The sequence below is a fragment of the Xenorhabdus poinarii G6 genome (assembly GCF_000968175.1).
Classification (GTDB): domain Bacteria; phylum Pseudomonadota; class Gammaproteobacteria; order Enterobacterales; family Enterobacteriaceae; genus Xenorhabdus; species Xenorhabdus poinarii.
The window spans coordinates 155,201-172,284 of sequence record NZ_FO704551.1 but is presented as its reverse complement, the minus strand read 5'-3'; the positions used below and the strand labels follow the sequence as shown (position 1 = coordinate 172,284).

Sequence of the window (17,084 nt, the reverse complement as noted above, 5' to 3'; positions counted from 1 at the left end):
TTTTACAGTCATATAATAACTATGTGGCTATAGTTAATGGAATACGACAATAGAATATAAGAATCAATAAATAGAAATTAAAATCATAGTTATTAACCCATAAAATTATTTCGACATAAATTATTATTTCCATAAAATGAGGTAACATAATGAGTAACAATACAGTTGCATTCCCCCCTGATAACTACAGTGTCATTAAAGGACAAATATTAATACTGAATGTAACTTTAACATCTGATACTGCAATATCTCCTGGCTCGTATATATATTTGGAAAATAAAACTAATGTTACACTAGAAAGCCCAATTCCTAATATAAATCTTTCTGAAAATGGCACAACAGGAACATTTATAATACAATTAAGGATATCATCAACAGTTAATAGTGGTGATACTGTCAGTTTTGATATAGTTCCATCATCTAGTTCAGGAGGCTTTCCTTCACAAAAAATTAAATATACCGCCAGAACGTTAAATAATGATTCTTTACGCCTGAATTTTGATCGAACTTCTCTAGATGTACCTACTAGTGAAAATACTCCTCCTAAAGGAATATCTACTCGTGTCAGTACTCTGATTAAAGATGAAAAGAATAATCCAATTCCCTATCTCGCCGTATTAATAAATACAAATGATGATAATCTTCTTGATAAAATTAATATCTATGAATATGATAATCATACTCCAGTAAATGTTCAAAATTTTTTCTATTACAAAGGAATATATTTGGCATCAGATCAGCATGGAAGGTTATCGTTCTATATTTATCCCAAACTAGATGAAGCTTTAATTTTAAGTCTAAATACTCAAGTTTTTGGTGTTGGTGGTGCAGAACCTTCGTCTGACACATTAAATATTACTCACAATGATCCTGCAGGTGTAACACATAAGCTACCTTCTCCTGAAATCGAAGGGTTTAATGGAGGAGAATTAGTGAACCATGGTGATACAAAATTTCTTGTAAAAATACCTCATTATTTGGGTGCAAGAGAAAATGATACAATCAGATTCTATGTTAATAACCATGATGCCGGTGTTGATTACCCTCTTGTAGATATAGATAAATTAGATAAATTTTCTATATCATTGCCTTATTATATTTTTCCTGTTGGAGTTGTTTCCGAGTTTTATTATAAGATAGTTCATACAGATAGCGCTAATATTTTAATATCCAATCCTTTAGAATTAACATATACCGGTGAACCATGGCCGGCTCCAGTTTATTATGATAAATGTGTAGTTTATTCTAGTTTTGGAGCTAGTGATCCTAGTAATATTATAGACGATTTTGACAATATGGATTGTGTTGATATTAAGTACAACAATGTTGTTACCTGTGAAAATATATCTAATAATGGTTTAAATAGTACTGGATTATTTGTTCAGATCACAGGGACTAACGATCCAAATGATATGACGAAGCCACCATTGGGATCAAAAATAAGATTACACTTAAAAATTAATGCAAGATATAGGAATGTTGATAAATGGTTTAATGGATCGATACCAGACCAACCAGGGAGTGATGGCATAACAGCAGTTGGAACAATAGAAATTCCATACAATTACTTAACAGGATGCTCTGAATATGAAAATTGTCATACAGGTATGATTCAATTTACATATTTCATTGATAATGATGATAAATCTTCCCATACAAAAGTTTGGAAAGGCAGAATTTCAACTGCTCTTCCTGGGACGCCTCCTGATTGTACGCCATAGTTTTCTTATGTGATAACTAATTTCAATCAATTTAATAATTTATTTATGATTTAATGATTAATACAAAAAATATCAGGAGGTTACTTTACTATTCTTATGTTTAATTAAAACTAACAACTCAAGTATAAAATATATTACCATGTAAAAAACAAATAATCATTATTAATTGGAAGATTCTTGTTCTAAAGCAACGATAATTTACACTCATCATTCCGATAGCTTGTTTTCATTAGTTTTAAAATATAGCTTTGTGTAAATTATCCATGAACCAATCTGATTATATAATTAAAATTCACAAAAGGACTAACTTATGAGTTACCTATCAGCACCTATATTACCTCAAGCTGTAAATGGTGTTTTAGATAAGTCTAAAATAACCGATAATAAGATTATAGTAGAGATACCAAAATATGAAGGTATTGCTGAAAAAGATCAAATTACACTTCATTTTACATCTGTACCTCATGTTTATTCAGTACCTAATCCTGAAAGCTTGAAAGATCCATTCCAAATTGCCCAAATAGATATATCACAATTCCCAGATGGTGAATATCAATTGTATTATTTTATTAGACATTTTACCGATTCAGAAACTAGAAGCTCAAATATTACATCTGTAAAAGTTATTGATGGCACGTCGTCACCAACGACAACCCCACCAAATCCATCAGACGGAGAACCCTTTATTGTTATGGGGGCTCGCTATTCTGATTTAGTTATCGCTAACGGGCTTAAAGCACCACAACGACTGACCGCCTGGGATAAAAATGGTAATCCACTTTCAGTGAAGTGGGAATACATAGGTGGTAAATCACCACTCTTTTCTCCTTTTTCATATGAAAGTTCTTCATTTTTCTACGATACTGCGCCCTGGCTCGCGATTAAAGTTACCCACGGAACTGACACGCTTAAAATAAGCCCAATCAATGTGATTGGTAACGGTGGTACGCTCGGTCTCCCTGTGGGCGCGTATAACGATCCAATAGACCATGAATATGACTATCTTGCTCCGTCCCCGTCTTCTTTTGCTGTGCTACTCAATGACAATACGATGGTTGGCTGGGGTGGCGTCTTCGGTAATTACTTTACGCAATCAGGCATAAAATCCATTACTACCACTGGCGATTCTTATGCCGGGCTTAAAACGGATTCAACATTATGGGCTTACGGCACGAATATGCGTATCCCCCCCGGAAATTTTGATGATGTAGCAGCGGGTGGCAGAAGCTTTTTTGCTGTCGAAAAAGGGACCAGGAAAATATTCGCTTGGGAGGGCGCTTGGGGAGAGAATAGTGCTTCTGGGTATTATCCGTATGATTCTCTTGGTGATGGGAAAAATCTTTTTGTCGGAAATCTGCTTGGTTGTACAGCCTATAATAGTCATTCTGGAAAAATACAAACTCTTTGGGGAACCGCCATACATTCGTATGGGTGGGTACTGGATCCCAATGCACCTTATCTTGTTTCACCGCCGCGTTTCCTCACAGCAATGCCAAGAGGTTTCGCGCTTGCCGACCCGAATGGTAATCTCTCCATTTGGGGTGATTTAAGCCTCTTTCAGCCTTTTTCCCCTTCATCTCAGGATCTTATATGTACCACCGGACTTAGTTACCGTGGGGAAAAAGAGTTTGAGCCTCTGGAACCATTAGGTAACGTAGCAATTCGCCGCGATGGTAGCGTGTATGTATGGGGATGGACGCTAGGCAATGGCTACTACAGTATTAATGGGAACGACCATGAGCCAGCAACAGATTTATCATCCACCAGAAAAGCGATCTTAGTACTAAGGGGTAACAAACTGAGCACGTACTCAGCAGAAGGAGTAGACGCGCTAGGGGGAGACATTTTAAACCTCACCGATATCGTTCAAATAACCGGCTCTGCGAATGGGTTTGCCGTATTAAGAAAAAATGGCCAGGTGGCTACTTGGCAACATCCTGATTCTTATAATATTCCTTCAATTGCTCAACCCGACATGAAAGATATCAGGGCCATTTACTCGACGGGAACCGCATTCCTTGCGCTGTCAGCAGATAACAAAGTCTATACCTGGGGAGGAATTGCGGGGGGTGGCAGTAGCAGCGAAGTACAATCTCTGCTGAATGGTAAGTTAACCTATTATATGGATTAATATAGCATTCGATACCAAAATCATCGATAGTTTACGTTAGCCCCACAGGCGCAATCCATGTTGATTGCGCCTCTTACTCCCTTTCCTTGATCAATAACAATATCGCCTCTCATCTATCGATATGATTTAAACACTTTTTGCACCATTTTTGTGCAAAATGATTTTTATTTTTCCCTAATTTAGGGCAACCTGCTTTAAAAATTGTTCTCTTTCCCCATGCTCCTTGCGTTACCACAATATAATATATTGATATTAAATAATTTATAAATGTTGGCACGCTTTTAGCATTTATCTTTTCAATCCCGATTTTATAAAAATTAATCGCAAAAATGCCCCTTTAAGATAAAACGACCTTCTTCATGCATCGTTCTATCAGGCTGACGTAACCCAGGAGAATTCAGTATGTCCATTGAGCATGTTTTGTCCATGATTGAAGAACATCAGGTGAAATTTATTGACTTACGTTTTACTGATACCAAAGGTAAAGAGCAACATATCACCATCCCAGCCCACCAGATTGATGAAGATTTCTTTGAAGATGGCAAAATGTTTGATGGTTCCTCTATCGGTGGGTGGAAAGGTATTAATGAGTCCGATATGGTGTTAATGCCAGATCCCAATACGGCCATGCTTGATCCATTCTTTAATGATGCCACGTTGATTATACGTTGCGATATCTTAGAACCTGGCACGATGCAAGGCTATGAACGTGATCCTCGTTCCATTGCCAAACGCGCAGAAGATTTCCTGCGGGCAAGTGACATCGCCGACACGGTGTTATTTGGGCCAGAGCCGGAATTTTTCCTGTTTGATGACGTGCGTTTCGGCAACGCTATCTCTGGCTCGTATTACCACATTGATGATATTGAGGCAGCATGGAACAGTGGTACACGTTATGAAAATGGGAATAAAGGTCATCGCCCTGCCGTCAAAGGTGGCTATTTTCCTGTGCCTCCCGTGGATTCGTCCCAGGATCTACGTTCGGCTATCTGTCTGACGATGGAGAAAATGGGCTTGATTGTTGAAGCGCATCACCACGAAGTCGCCACTGCCGGGCAAAACGAAGTCGCGACTCGCTTTAATACGATGACCAAAAAAGCCGATGAAACCCAGATTTATAAGTATGTCGTTCATAACGTTGCTCATAAATTTGGTAAGACCGCCACATTTATGCCAAAACCGCTGGTGGGAGATAATGGCTCCGGTATGCACTGCCATATGTCACTGTCCAAAAATGGTACGAATCTCTTCGCCGGTGATAAATATGGCGGTTTGTCAGAACTGGCGCTGTACTATATCGGCGGCATCATCAAACATGCCCGTGCTCTGAATGCTTTCACCAATCCGACCACTAATTCCTATAAGCGGTTAGTGCCGGGCTTTGAAGCGCCGGTAATGCTGGCTTATTCTGCCCGCAATCGCTCCGCCTCGATCCGTATTCCGGTTGTCGCCAGCGCCAAAGCCCGCCGTATTGAGGTTCGTTTCCCTGATCCCGCCGCGAATCCTTATTTGGCTTTCTCTGCCCTGTTGATGGCAGGTTTGGATGGCATCATCAACAAAATTCATCCCGGTGATGCCATGGATAAAAATTTATATGATCTACCCGCAGAAGAAGCACAAGAGATCCCAACTGTCGCCTCTTCTCTGGAAGAAGCCATCGCAGCTCTGGATGCAGATCGTGACTTCCTGATACGCGGTGGTGTTTTCACTGATGATGCGATCGATGCTTATATCAAATTACAGCAAAGTGAAATTGAGCGTATCCGTATGACGCCACACCCCCTGGAATTTGAACTCTATTACAGTGTGTAATGCTGTTGATGATCCACCGCTCCCGACGTGTTTTTTTGTTGCCGTGAAACTTTTTAGCCCATCGTTGGATGGGCGCTTTTCACGACCAATACGCTTGATTCCCCATACTGAGGCCGGTTTCCGTGCCTCAAAAATGAGAAGAAGAAGGCATTTTTAGTAGAATAATCCATCAAGTTATAACTTAAATAAGCTACAATGCACCAAAAAAGTGCAGGAATTGAATAGCAATGGCTGAGGTTACCCACGCAGAACAGATACTCAATTCGCTGATAAACAGCGTATTGGTGCTGGATAATAATTTAATTATCCGCTACGCCAATCATTCTGCTCTGCAACTTTTGGCGCAAAGTTCACATAAGTTATTCGGAACGCCACTGCCGGTTTTATTTAGTTATCTCTCGCTGGACACAGAGTTGATGCGCTCAAGTTTGATTAACGGTCACGGGTTTACCGATAACGAAGTCATTCTGGTCATCAATAATCATTTTCATGTAATGTCGCTCAGCGCCCAACCCATTGCCGAGCACTCTATCTTGCTGGAACTGGCGACTATGGACAGTCAACGCCGTTTAAGCCAAGAGCAGATACAACAGGCACAGCAGGTGGCGGCTCGGGAATTGGTTCGGGGGCTGGCACATGAAATTAAAAATCCCCTGGGGGGGCTACGGGGCGCCGCACAGCTACTCGCCAAAGCCCTGCCCGATCCCTCTCTGCGGGAATATACCCAAGTTATCATTGAACAGGCTGACAGGCTACGCGCGCTTGTTGATCGCTTACTGGGGCCGCAACATCCGGGAACACAAACCCGGCAAAGCATCCACCATGTGGTCGAGCGGGTGTATCAATTAGTTTCTCTGGAGAAACCTGCCAGTGTGACGTTACTCAAAGATTATGATCCGAGTTTACCTGAGCTGTCCCATTATCCTGACCAAATTGAACAGGTATTACTGAATATCACCCGGAACGCTTTACAGGCGCTGGGCGAAAAAGGGGGCTCTATCATCCTGCGAACACGCACTGCGTTTCAGGTTACCTTACAGGGTGAGCGCTACCGCCTGGCGGCCAGAATTGATATTGAAGATAATGGGCCGGGTATTCCTCCCCCTATTCAGGATACACTGTTTTACCCCATGATCAGTGGACATGAAGGCGGTACCGGGCTTGGATTATCCATCGCGCGCAATCTTGTCGATCAACATGCTGGCAAAATTGAATTTACCAGTTGGCCGGGACATACGGCGTTTTCCATTTACCTGCCGATCAAGAAATAGCCAACCAATCAAAACACCGATGAAGAAATCGAGGGCGACAATGCAACGAAGAAAAGTCTGGATCGTTGATGATGACAGTTCTATTCGCTGGGTACTTGAACGGGCGCTGAGCGGCGCAGGCATGGAATGCACCAGTTTTGAACACGCCGACGCGGTTCTGGCTGCCCTCTCACACAGCCATCCTGAAGTGCTGCTTTCCGATATCCGTATGCCCGGGCTGGATGGGCTAAGCCTTCTCAACCAGATAAAGCAGAGCCACCCACAACTGCCGGTCATCATTATGACAGCACATTCTGATCTGGATGCAGCGGTCAGTGCTTATCAACACGGCGCGTTTGATTATCTGCCAAAGCCTTTCGATATTGATGAAACTGTTGCACTGGTTGAGCGCGCACTGAATCACTATCAGGAACGGTGCCAATCGATACCTCATCCACAGTTACCCGTATCCGTTTCAGATATGATCGGAGAAGCGCCCTCTATGCAGGAGGTCTACCGGATTATCGGCCGTCTGTCCCGCTCCTCCATCAGTGTGTTAATCAATGGTGAATCGGGTACGGGAAAAGAGTTAGTCGCCCATGCTCTTCATCGCCATAGTCCACGCGCCTCAAACCCCTTTATTGCTCTGAATATGGCGGCAATCCCGAAAGATTTGATTGAATCCGAACTGTTTGGTCACGAAAAAGGGGCTTTTACCGGCGCAAATCAGGTACGCCACGGTCGTTTTGAGCAAGCGAATGGGGGTTCCCTGTTTTTGGATGAAATTGGGGATATGCCACTGGATATCCAAACCCGATTGCTACGGGTGCTGGCCGAAGGGCAGTTCTATCGGGTCGGGGGTTATGCGCCAGTGAAAGTTGATGTCCGCATCATCGCCGCCACTCACCAAAATCTAGAGCAACGCGTTACAGAAGGTAAATTCCGGGAAGATCTCTACCACCGTCTGAATGTGATTCGTATTCAGCTCCCTCCATTGCGGGAAAGGGTGGAAGATATCCCACGTCTGGCACATCATTTTCTGCAACAAACGGCGAAAGAGCTGGGTGTCGAAGCCAAAATACTGCACCCTGATACTGAACTTGCTCTGATGCGCTTACCGTGGTCTGGTAATGTTCGCCAATTGGAAAATGTCTGCCGCTGGTTGACGGTGATGGCAGCCAGTAAAGAAGTGTTGGTGCAGGATCTACCTGCTGATTTGATTGAGAAGCAATTGACAGAGAAACAAATCGCAGCGCAGAAAGACCTCGTGCCGGTTCCTCATCTGGCGTCAACTGAGCATTGGTCACAACCCTTGGCTGCGTGGGCCAACAATGCCTTAAACGCCGGGAAAACCGATCTCCTTGCTGATGCGTTACCCTTATTGGAACGTACTTTGCTAAATTGTGCGCTGGAGCATACTAATGGACATAAACAGGAAGCAGCCCGTTTGCTGGGCTGGGGAAGAAATACAATAACGCGGAAATTGAAAGAGTTGGGGTTATAGCTCCCCACACTTATCGGGAATTTACACCGGTTTTCGTCATCCCTTATATCACCTGGGAAAATTGCCGTTGACGCATCTGATTACGCAGGTAGCGGTCAAAACACATACAAACATTCCGGATTAGCAAGCGCCCTTTTGGCAATATTTGGATCTGCGATCCCGTCAGTTCCACCAGTCCGTCCTCTGCCAATGGGGCTAACAGTTGCAGGTCTTCGGCAAAATAATCAGCGAAATTCAGTCCATAACGCTGCTCAATATCAGCAAAATTCAGCCGGAAGTTACAGATAAGATCTTTGATCACATCACGGCGAATACAATCATCCGGCGTCAGTACCAACCCCCGCCACAAAGCCTCTCCTTGTGCTTCTACCGCAGCATAGTAAGTTTTCAGATCTTTCTGGTTCTGAGCATAGCTATCCCCCAACATACTGATAGCAGAAACGCCCATACCTAATAAATCGCATTCCCCCTGCGTGGTATATCCCTGAAAATTGCGATGTAAGAGACCTTTTCGTTGAGCAATCGCCAATTCATCCTCCGGACGGGCAAAGTGATCCATGCCGATAAACTGATAGCCGTTACCTGTCAGGGTTGAAATCGTTTCTTGTAAAATAGCCAACTTCTGCATCGCACTCGGTAAATCATGCGCCTTAATCTTACGCTGCGCCGCAAATAAATCCGGTAAATGGGCATAGTTAAAGACACTCAGGCGATCAGGTGACAATGCCAGCACGCGCTGTAATGTAAAAGCAAAACTTTCAGGAGTTTGCTTTGGCAAACCATAAATCAGGTCAATGCTGGTGGAGGTAAAACCGGTTTCACGAGCGCGATTGATCAGGTTGAAAATAAATGCTTCATCCTGCTCACGATTCACTGAACGCTGTACGTCTTTATTGAAATCCTGTACCCCCATGCTCAGGCGGTTAAAGCCTTCATTGCGCAGGTGATCAATGACATTGAGTTCAATTTCACGTGGATCAATTTCAATGGAAAGTTCAGCATCCGGCAGAAAATGGAAATGGTTTCGCAACATCGACATCAATCGACTGATTTGTGTTTTGTCCAGATAGGTTGGTGTACCGCCTCCCCAATGCATCTGGCTAACTTTCCGCTGAGAAAATAATTTAGCCCTGGCAGCAATCTCTTTTTCCAGCACCGTCAGATATTCATCTGCTTTGTGTTTTTGCCGGGTGACCTGTTTATTGCAGCCACAGAAATAACAAAGCTTATGGCAGAATGGGATATGGATATACAGGGAGAGAGGGCGCTCAAGATAACGGGCAGCGGCCTGGGAAAAAGCCGTCGCATCGTACTGGTGGTTAAATTCTAATGCTGTCGGATACGACGTATAACGAGGCCCTGAATAATTGTATTTTTGGATCAAAGGCAGATCCCAAACAATGGTTTGCTCTGACATGCTTATTCCTTCCGCGGATTTCGCCCACCAAAACCTAGCATTTTTGTGGCAGTCAAATGTCGTGCCATGATGACACTGCGTAACCGACGTTTGCGTCGTGATAGCCGCCCTAGTTTACCCAATAACCACAATAAATAACATACTAATATTGTGGTTATTAATACCGTCATTATGAGTATTGTGGTTATCAGAATGAATCCGCCTTTTACGATAACACGTTATTGATGAAGGTATTAATTCCCCTTCAACAGCTGCATGATATCTTCTTGTGGCTCTTTTTCACTGTCTTCTTCTTCCAGATTGATGCCCAGCGCTTCCATCAACGCATCAATGCGATCCAGCGTATTATCGACATAAAGGTTATCTTCCTGAGACAGTTTTTCCCCTTGTTCAAGACGTGCCAGCAAGCTATCCAACCGTTCATCATTCTCCAGCATTGCCAGCTCTTCCTGCGGTGACAGGCGAGGCTGTGGTTTTTCTACTGCGGGCTTCAGTGCGGGTTTCACGGTTGCCGCCTTTTCACCGACAATCAGCGCAACTGGCACTTTACTGCCAATGCGCGGATCTTTTTCCTGCCTGACGGCGGGACGCTTTTTATTGCCGCCATTCTCGCTACTGCGACTGCCAGTGGGGTTACCACGGCGTTTTTTCTGGCGTTTACGCTCGCGCCCTTCTGCATCCAATTCTGCGCGACTTTTCCTTTTTTGCTGACCAGCAGAAGGCTTCGCTGGTGATTTTCTCTTTACCTGGCTCATCATTTGTGACTCAACTCACTTTAATCAAGACATTTTCGGCGAAATCTAACAGAAACGACCTTCAACATCCAATGCCATTCACTGATCGTTCAAAATTAGACTACTATTCTAGGTCAAGTTAACTCAAATAATATGATCACCACCATGCGCTTTTTTGATACTTCGTCTTATCGCATGCCATTGTATCTTTGGGTCACTGGCTATGCTGTTTTATGGATAATCACGAGCTACATTCTCGATCCGACCGTTCCTTATGATGCCGTAGAAGCCTTGAACTGGGGTATGAATGGAGAATGGGGATCACCGAAAAACCCATGGCTAGTGGGCGTCATGATGCTGCCCGCGATTGCGATCAGCGCCCTTTCTCTTAGTTTTTATTGGTACTTCATCCACTTTGTCGCCATTGCCATCGGTATGCTCGGCGTTTGGCAACTGGCTTTCCGATTGACCGGTAAAGTTGTACTCGCCTGGCTTGCCATGCTGACATTGAACCTATCCGGTATCATCAATTTTGACATCATTCCTTATAATGATAATTATCTTTTGGTTATGCTCTGGCCGTGGTCATTGCTGTTTTTCCTGCGAGCCATTGACGATCATCCCAAATGGTGGCTGGCGTTCGCCCTAACCATCGGGCTAGCAACGATGGGAAAGTATTCTTCGCTTGCCATCGTCGGCGCTGTCTTTTTGCTTTCCCTGTTCGTCCCCAAAGTACGCCGCCACTATCGGGAGCCTCTGTTTTATCTCGCCATTGCCATCTGGCTCGCCTTGGTGCTACCGAACTTTTGGTGGCTATTACATAACGACTTCGCCGCGTTTAAGTGGGTCGATTCCCAAATTCAGAAAGGCTTTAATCTACATACCACACGTGCCGTACTGTCCGTGTTCTATCCGTTAATCATTGTCAGCGGCCTTATTTATCTGCTCGGTGGACGGATTGGTTGGCCAAAACAGCAATCCAATGCGCTGGTCAATAGCGTGATCCTGCTACCACTATTCATCATTTACGGTTGGTTTTCTTTCAATCAGGGCGGGCGCATGACCGAATGGTTACAACCTTTTATGTCCGTTTCACCCGCATTATTGGTCGGATCGATAACGGTATTCCCCAACAAATCCCTGCGAGGCACATTACTGGGGCTCACCGTATTGGGTGCTTTCGTGTTGCTCGGTTATATCAGTGTGATGCTGGGCAATGTCCGTAATGCCGGGCAAAAATTTGTGGGTATAAAAACCTTTGCCTGTCAACTGGATCAACGCTGGAACGAACTGTATTCAACACCACTGCGTTTTGTTGGTGAAGACTATCTGCATCAATGGCTGACATTTTATAGCCACTATCGCCCGGAAACGATACAACGTTGGACATTAGAGAACAATACCCCGCCCAATATCTATAACCGCGCGCTCAAAGAAAGCGAGATCTTAGAACATGGTGCATTGCTCGTGGATGGGAGGGGAAAAGCGTGCACAGCGGAAAATTTCCAACAAACGTTTGCACAATGGCCTTCATTAATGCTCAGCCACAAAGAAGAATTCACCTTCCAGGCACATCCAGGTGCTGAGTTGGAAACCATCTGCATTGGTTTTATCGCCCCCAGGCGGACGTAATAATCGATGCCCCTTTCGGCTCTTCTGGCAACAAAAAGCCTGACACAAACACCCTGTCAGGCTTTTCTGATATCACACCGTCAAATTGATCAATACCTGAATGGGATCAGTGGGTATCGACAAACGCCATTTTCAAGATAAACAATAACGTCACAACAAGCACACACGGGCTTACTTCACGCCATTTGCCGGTGCCCAGTTTCATGGCGCAATAAGCCATAAAACCCAGTGCAATACCTTCGGTAATAGAGAAACTAAATGGCATCATCACTGCGGTGATAAATGCCGGAACGGATTCGGTCAGATCATCCCATTTCACCCGTGTCAGGCTGGATGTCATCAACACGCCAACATAGACCAAAGCACCCGCAGTCGCGTAGGCAGGCACCATACTTGCCAGTGGAGAGAGAAACATCACCAGCAAGAACAACATCCCAACGACAACCGCCGTCAAGCCTGTACGCCCCCCAACAGAAACCCCTGACGAACTTTCAATATAGGCGGTCACCGAAGACGTCCCAATGTAAGATCCTGCCACCGAGCTGATACTATCCACGTACAGCGCTTGTTTCATGCGCGGGAATTTACCACGATGGTCTGCAATACCGGCTTTATCCGTCACGCCAATTAATGTACCGGAAGAATCAAACAAGTTGACCAGCATGAACGAGAAAATAACGCCGGCCAAAGCGATATCCAGCGCGCCCTTGACATCAACGTTACCCACCACGCTCATCACACTCGGCGGCAAGTCAAAGATACCGTGATATTCCACATATCCCATCATAAAACCGATGACGGTTGTCACGATGATAGAAATCAATACGGCCGCGTGGAAATTGCGCGCCGCTAAAATGGCGATAATGAAAAAGCCCAATGTGCCCAATAAAACATGATGCGAAGCAACGTTGCCAATAGAGACAATCGTATCGGGATTAGGCACGATCATGCCCGCATTTTTCAGCCCCATCATGGCGATGAACAAGCCAATACCGCTGGTGATACCCACGCGCAGGCTCAAGGGTATATTGGCGATCATCCAGTAACGGACACGAAAGAGCGTCAAGATCAACAATCCCACCGCGCCCCAGAAAATAGCGCCCATGGCGACCTGCCATGAAATGCCCATTGCACCAACCACGACAAAGGCAAAAAATGCATTCAATCCCATTGCGGGTGCAACCGCAACCGGCAGATTCGCTATCAATCCCATCATCATGCTGCCTGCCGCGGCGATAAGACACGTTGTGACGAATACCGCTTTAATATCCATACCGGCAACGGCCAGAATTTGCGGGTTAACAAAGACGATATACACCATTGTCAGAAACGTCGTCAGCCCGGCAATCATTTCAGTACGCACCGTCGTACCATGTTCCGCTAACTTAAACACACGCTGAAGCAAGCCCTGACGATGGTTAGGACCAGGAGTTATTGTGCTCATGTAATGTGATTTCCCCAAAAAGCAAAGTTTTCGACCTATCCTACAGGAAACCCCTATAAATCGTTACCCTGGAAGGACAAAAAAGAAAACGTTTGCGATGCGTATAATCAACGAGTTAAATAACATTATGATTGTTGGGCATATTCATTGGGCGACGCTATTTTATGCGCTATTTTTTCACGCCTTATCGAGAAACGGCGCGCAATATAATTTGCCGTCAACTCCAGTGATAAACACATCACAAAATAAACCAGCGCAACAAATAAAAAAACTTCCATCGGATAAACCATGCTGCGGTTATTCACCTGAGTCGCCAAAAATGACAGCTCCGCGACACCGACAATATAAGCCAATGATGTATCTTTAATTAATGCAATCCATTGATTGATGAATGAGGGCACCATCATACGCAGTGCCTGTGGTAAAACGATGTACCAAAGCACTTCCCAGCGATTAAATCCAAGAGAGAGTCCCGCCCGCCATTGACCCTCACCCATTGCCAGAATGCCCGCTTTAACGCCATGAGCCAAATAAGCCGAAGTAATCAATGCCAGTGCACAAACGACGGTCGTTATTTCAGGTATTTCCATTCCCAATACCACGGGCAGCAAAAAATATGTCCAGAAAATCAGCATAATAACTGGAATAGCACGGAAGAAACCTAGCACGGCCGCCAATAGATTAACCCAAAAACCACGCAGCATTGCCAATGCAATGCCGCCTAAGGTGCCTAATATAATGGAGATAGCGCCCGCCATGATGCTGATGATCAACGTCAATACCGCGCCTTCCAACGGCCCATCAGGAAAAGTACCCAATAGCAAATAACGCCAGTTTTCTGCGATAACGGTAAAGTCCATATTAATTCCCTCTTGCCAATGTTCTCTGCTGACGCCACTGTCCCCAACCTTCCATCACGGCAATAATGGCGATATAAAGTACTGTCGCGACACCAAATGCCTCAAAGGTTTGTAAGGTTTGAGTTTCCACCTGACGCGATGCGTAGGAGAGTTCTGCTACCCCAATCGCCATGGTTAGTGATGAATTTTTAACGATATTCATGTATTGCCCTAACAGCGGTGGCATCGCTATTTTCAGCGCCTGTGGTAAGACGACGTGGCGCATGGCCTGCCAACCCGTTAAGCCTAATGCATGAGCCGCATATTTCTGCCCACGTCCGATTCCCTGAATGCCTGCGCGTAATTCCTCCGCAATAAATGGCGCTGAATAGAGGGTAAGCCCTATCAATCCCGCCAGAAACTCGAAAGATGGCCATCCCAGTGTCAGCCCCAAAATCAGGATATCGTGGGGCGTGTTCAACCACATCATCACCCCTTGTGGCAGCATTTGCCCGGATGCGAAATACCAGAAAAACAGTTGTACCAGTAAAGGCGTATTACGAAATACCGTGGTATAAGCGGTGACCAGCCAGCGCAGTGGCTTAATTTGGCTATCTCGTGCCGCAGCAATCAAAAAGCCTAACAACGTGGAAAAGACAATCGTGCAAGCCGAAAGCCACAAGGTGATCAGAAACCCCTGCCACAACCATTGTCGATATTCAGAAGCCAGTAAGTGCTCGGTAATAAATTGCTCAAACATATTCATTATTCACCGCATAAAAAAACAGCAAAGCCCCAAGATAACGGGGCTAATTTCAGTCTTTGTTTTTTAAACCAAAGCGCTAAGCATAAACGACGACATTACCGTTTTGCCTGGCTCTCCAATGGCGCAAATTTAAAATCACCTCGTGGTTGGGCTGACTGCGTTTCCGGGCCAAACCAACGGTTGTAGATTTTGTTAGCCTCACCCTCTTTTTCTAATTGCAGTAACGTCTGGTTAACCGCATCAATCAGCCGCCCTTCTCCTTTGGTTGCCGCGACCGCCTGATATTCACGGGTAATACTGAAAGGGGAAATTTCAAAATCGGCTTTTTGCGCTTCGGGGACGTTTGCCAACAAGCCAACCAGTTTCGCATCATCCTGCGTGATTGCCTGTACATTACCATTTCTCAGCGCCGCAAATGCCAGTGGTGTATCGTCATAAGAGATCACCTTAGCCGTTGGGTAACGCTCACGCAGGGTAATTTCCTGCACCGTCCCTTTGTCTGCACCTATACGCAGTTTGGCAATATCGTCTGGATGAGTTAAAACACCTTTGCGGGCAATAAATTTCTGGCCGGTCGAGAAATAAGGTATAGAGAAATCAACTTGTTTGGCACGTTCGTCAGTGACCGTGAAGTTCGCAGCGATTAAGTCAATTTTCTTGGCAGCAAGCAGGGGAATTCGGTTCGCCGGGTTGGTTGGGCGCAGTTCTAATTTCACCCCTAAATCCTTGGCAATCGCATTAGCGATATCAACATCATAGCCTGCCAATTTTTTCGTCTGAGGATCGATAAAACCAAAGGGTGGGTTACTGTCAAATACCGCAATACGTACCGTGCCAGATTTTTTAATATCATCAAGTTTATCCGCCTTTGCCACACCTGAAACCCATGCCAGGCTACTCAGCAAAACGGCCACTGCTATGCGAGATTTATTGCGAATTTTCATTGTACACCCCTGTTAGTTATCAATTTTTATATGACCAACAAAAGCTATCAATTTCGCCATAGCACTTGAAATAATATAAAATACTATGTTTATAGCAATAAAGAATATAAAAAAGCGAACGCTGGCGAAAAATAGTCAGCGTTTCAGGTAATTAAAAACAACAGCGATATTATTCTTTTTGGGTCAGCAATTTTTCCAACTTATCGCCACCAATATGGCGGAAGTCTTGCCCTTTAACGTAATAGAAAATAAATTCACAGATATTTTGACAACGATCGCCAATGCGCTCAATCGAGCGGGCACAGAAAAGGGCAGTCATGATATTCGGGATCGTTCTCGGATCTTCCATCATGTAAGTCATAAGTTGACGGACAATCCCCTCATATTCCTGATCCACTTTTTTGTCTTCATGGTAAATGCGGATCGCTTCTTTCAGATCCATGCGGGCAAAGGCATCCAATACATCATGCAACATTTGGATAGTATGGTGTCCCAGTGATTCTAAACTGACCAGCAAAGATTGCTGTTGATGTGAGAATTTTTCAAGCGCGGTTTGACAGATCTTATCAGCAACATCACCAATCCGCTCCAGTTCGGCGATGGTTTTTGAAATCACCATGATCAGGCGCAGATCGCTGGCCGTCGGCTGGCGTTTTGCAATGATGCGAACACAAGCCTCATCAATCGCCACCTCCATCATATTCACCTTCTGATCATCTTCAATGACTTGCTGTGCTAACACTGCATCTTGATTGTGCATCGCCAGAATGGCTTTACTGAGCTGCTCTTCCACCAGCCCGCCCATTGTCATCAATTCTGTGCGAATGTGCTCCAGCTCGGCCGTGAACTGGCCGGAGATGTGTTTGCTGAGATTCAGATTTTCCATCTTA

13 protein-coding genes are annotated in these 17,084 nt (G+C 44.7%); 6 read left to right on the top strand and 7 right to left on the bottom strand.

The genetic code is table 11. From position 1 onward, the window contains the following. Window positions 1–149: 149 nt before the first annotated feature. The 5 genes from XPG1_RS00730 (at window position 150) to glnG (ending at window position 8,418) form a co-directional block, all read left to right on the top strand. The gene (locus tag XPG1_RS00730) at window positions 150–1,721 is read left to right on the top strand and encodes a hypothetical protein (RefSeq protein ID WP_045957382.1); all 1,572 of its coding nucleotides are present in this window, start codon (window positions 150–152) and stop codon (window positions 1,719–1,721) included. Between the two features lie 310 nt (window positions 1,722–2,031). Further along, window positions 2,032–3,852 (top strand): RCC1 domain-containing protein, encoded by a 1,821-nt coding sequence (locus XPG1_RS00725; protein ID WP_045957381.1) that lies wholly within the window; start codon window positions 2,032–2,034, stop codon window positions 3,850–3,852. Window positions 3,853–4,254: 402 nt separating this feature from the next. Continuing rightward, on the top strand, window positions 4,255–5,664 hold the full coding sequence (glnA, locus tag XPG1_RS00720) for a glutamate--ammonia ligase (protein ID WP_045957380.1): 1,410 nt from the start codon (window positions 4,255–4,257) through the stop codon (window positions 5,662–5,664). 227 nt (window positions 5,665–5,891) lie between these two features. Continuing rightward, window positions 5,892–6,935 carry a nitrogen regulation protein NR(II) gene (glnL, locus tag XPG1_RS00715; protein WP_045957379.1) on the top strand — a complete coding sequence of 348 codons (1,044 nt, stop codon included), beginning with the start codon at window positions 5,892–5,894 and terminating at the stop codon, window positions 6,933–6,935. A 40-nt stretch (window positions 6,936–6,975) separates the two neighbouring features. After that, window positions 6,976–8,418, top strand: coding sequence for a nitrogen regulation protein NR(I) (glnG, locus tag XPG1_RS00710; RefSeq protein WP_045957378.1), 1,443 nt, complete (start codon window positions 6,976–6,978; stop codon window positions 8,416–8,418). A 43-nt stretch (window positions 8,419–8,461) separates the two neighbouring features. On the opposite strand, the gene hemN is transcribed toward glnG, so the two are convergent. Continuing rightward, entirely contained in the window at window positions 8,462–9,835 is a 1,374-nt protein-coding gene (hemN, locus tag XPG1_RS00705; protein ID WP_045957377.1) for an oxygen-independent coproporphyrinogen III oxidase, read from the bottom strand. Between the two features lie 233 nt (window positions 9,836–10,068). After that, window positions 10,069–10,590: a Der GTPase-activating protein YihI gene (yihI, locus tag XPG1_RS00700; RefSeq protein ID WP_045960284.1), complete on the bottom strand. Its 522-nt coding sequence runs from the start codon at window positions 10,588–10,590 to the stop codon at window positions 10,069–10,071. Between the two features lie 144 nt (window positions 10,591–10,734). On the opposite strand from yihI, the gene XPG1_RS00695 reads away from it, so the two are divergent. Beyond that, window positions 10,735–12,201, top strand: a complete 1,467-nt coding sequence (locus XPG1_RS00695) for a glycosyltransferase family 39 protein (RefSeq protein WP_045957376.1) — start codon at window positions 10,735–10,737, stop codon at window positions 12,199–12,201. A gap of 106 nt (window positions 12,202–12,307) precedes the next feature. Here the strand turns inward: XPG1_RS00695 and XPG1_RS00690 are convergent, their stop codons facing one another. From XPG1_RS00690 to phoU, 5 genes are all read right to left on the bottom strand, one after another. After that, window positions 12,308–13,645, bottom strand: a complete 1,338-nt coding sequence (locus tag XPG1_RS00690; protein WP_045957375.1) for an NCS2 family permease — start codon at window positions 13,643–13,645, stop codon at window positions 12,308–12,310. Between the two features lie 125 nt (window positions 13,646–13,770). Beyond that, window positions 13,771–14,505, bottom strand: a complete 735-nt coding sequence (locus tag XPG1_RS00685) for an amino acid ABC transporter permease (RefSeq protein WP_045957374.1) — start codon at window positions 14,503–14,505, stop codon at window positions 13,771–13,773. A gap of 1 nt (window position 14,506) precedes the next feature. After that, window positions 14,507–15,244: an amino acid ABC transporter permease gene (locus XPG1_RS00680; RefSeq protein WP_045960283.1), complete on the bottom strand. Its 738-nt coding sequence runs from the start codon at window positions 15,242–15,244 to the stop codon at window positions 14,507–14,509. Between the two features lie 101 nt (window positions 15,245–15,345). Further along, a complete protein-coding gene (locus XPG1_RS00675) occupies window positions 15,346–16,194 on the bottom strand; it encodes an ABC transporter substrate-binding protein (RefSeq protein ID WP_045957373.1) in 849 nt (282 codons plus the stop codon). Window positions 16,195–16,363: 169 nt separating this feature from the next. Next, entirely contained in the window at window positions 16,364–17,080 is a 717-nt protein-coding gene (gene phoU, locus XPG1_RS00670) for a phosphate signaling complex protein PhoU (protein ID WP_045957372.1), read from the bottom strand. Window positions 17,081–17,084 lie beyond the last annotated feature (4 nt).

Bases quoted from the DNA above. Each gene is read 5' to 3' on its own strand.
- XPG1_RS00730 (WP_045957382.1), top strand. From the start codon at position 150: ATGAGTAACAATACAGTTGCATTCCCCCCTGATAACTACAGTGTCATT.
- XPG1_RS00725 (WP_045957381.1), top strand. From the start codon at position 2,032: ATGAGTTACCTATCAGCACCTATATTACCTCAAGCTGTAAATGGTGTT.
- glnA (WP_045957380.1), top strand. From the start codon at position 4,255: ATGTCCATTGAGCATGTTTTGTCCATGATTGAAGAACATCAGGTGAAA.
- glnL (WP_045957379.1), top strand. From the start codon at position 5,892: ATGGCTGAGGTTACCCACGCAGAACAGATACTCAATTCGCTGATAAAC.
- glnG (WP_045957378.1), top strand. From the start codon at position 6,976: ATGCAACGAAGAAAAGTCTGGATCGTTGATGATGACAGTTCTATTCGC.
- hemN (WP_045957377.1), bottom strand. From the start codon at position 9,835: ATGTCAGAGCAAACCATTGTTTGGGATCTGCCTTTGATCCAAAAATAC.
- yihI (WP_045960284.1), bottom strand. From the start codon at position 10,590: ATGAGCCAGGTAAAGAGAAAATCACCAGCGAAGCCTTCTGCTGGTCAG.
- XPG1_RS00695 (WP_045957376.1), top strand. From the start codon at position 10,735: ATGCGCTTTTTTGATACTTCGTCTTATCGCATGCCATTGTATCTTTGG.
- XPG1_RS00690 (WP_045957375.1), bottom strand. From the start codon at position 13,645: ATGAGCACAATAACTCCTGGTCCTAACCATCGTCAGGGCTTGCTTCAG.
- XPG1_RS00685 (WP_045957374.1), bottom strand. From the start codon at position 14,505: ATGGACTTTACCGTTATCGCAGAAAACTGGCGTTATTTGCTATTGGGT.
- XPG1_RS00680 (WP_045960283.1), bottom strand. From the start codon at position 15,244: ATGTTTGAGCAATTTATTACCGAGCACTTACTGGCTTCTGAATATCGA.
- XPG1_RS00675 (WP_045957373.1), bottom strand. From the start codon at position 16,194: ATGAAAATTCGCAATAAATCTCGCATAGCAGTGGCCGTTTTGCTGAGT.
- phoU (WP_045957372.1), bottom strand. From the start codon at position 17,080: ATGGAAAATCTGAATCTCAGCAAACACATCTCCGGCCAGTTCACGGCC.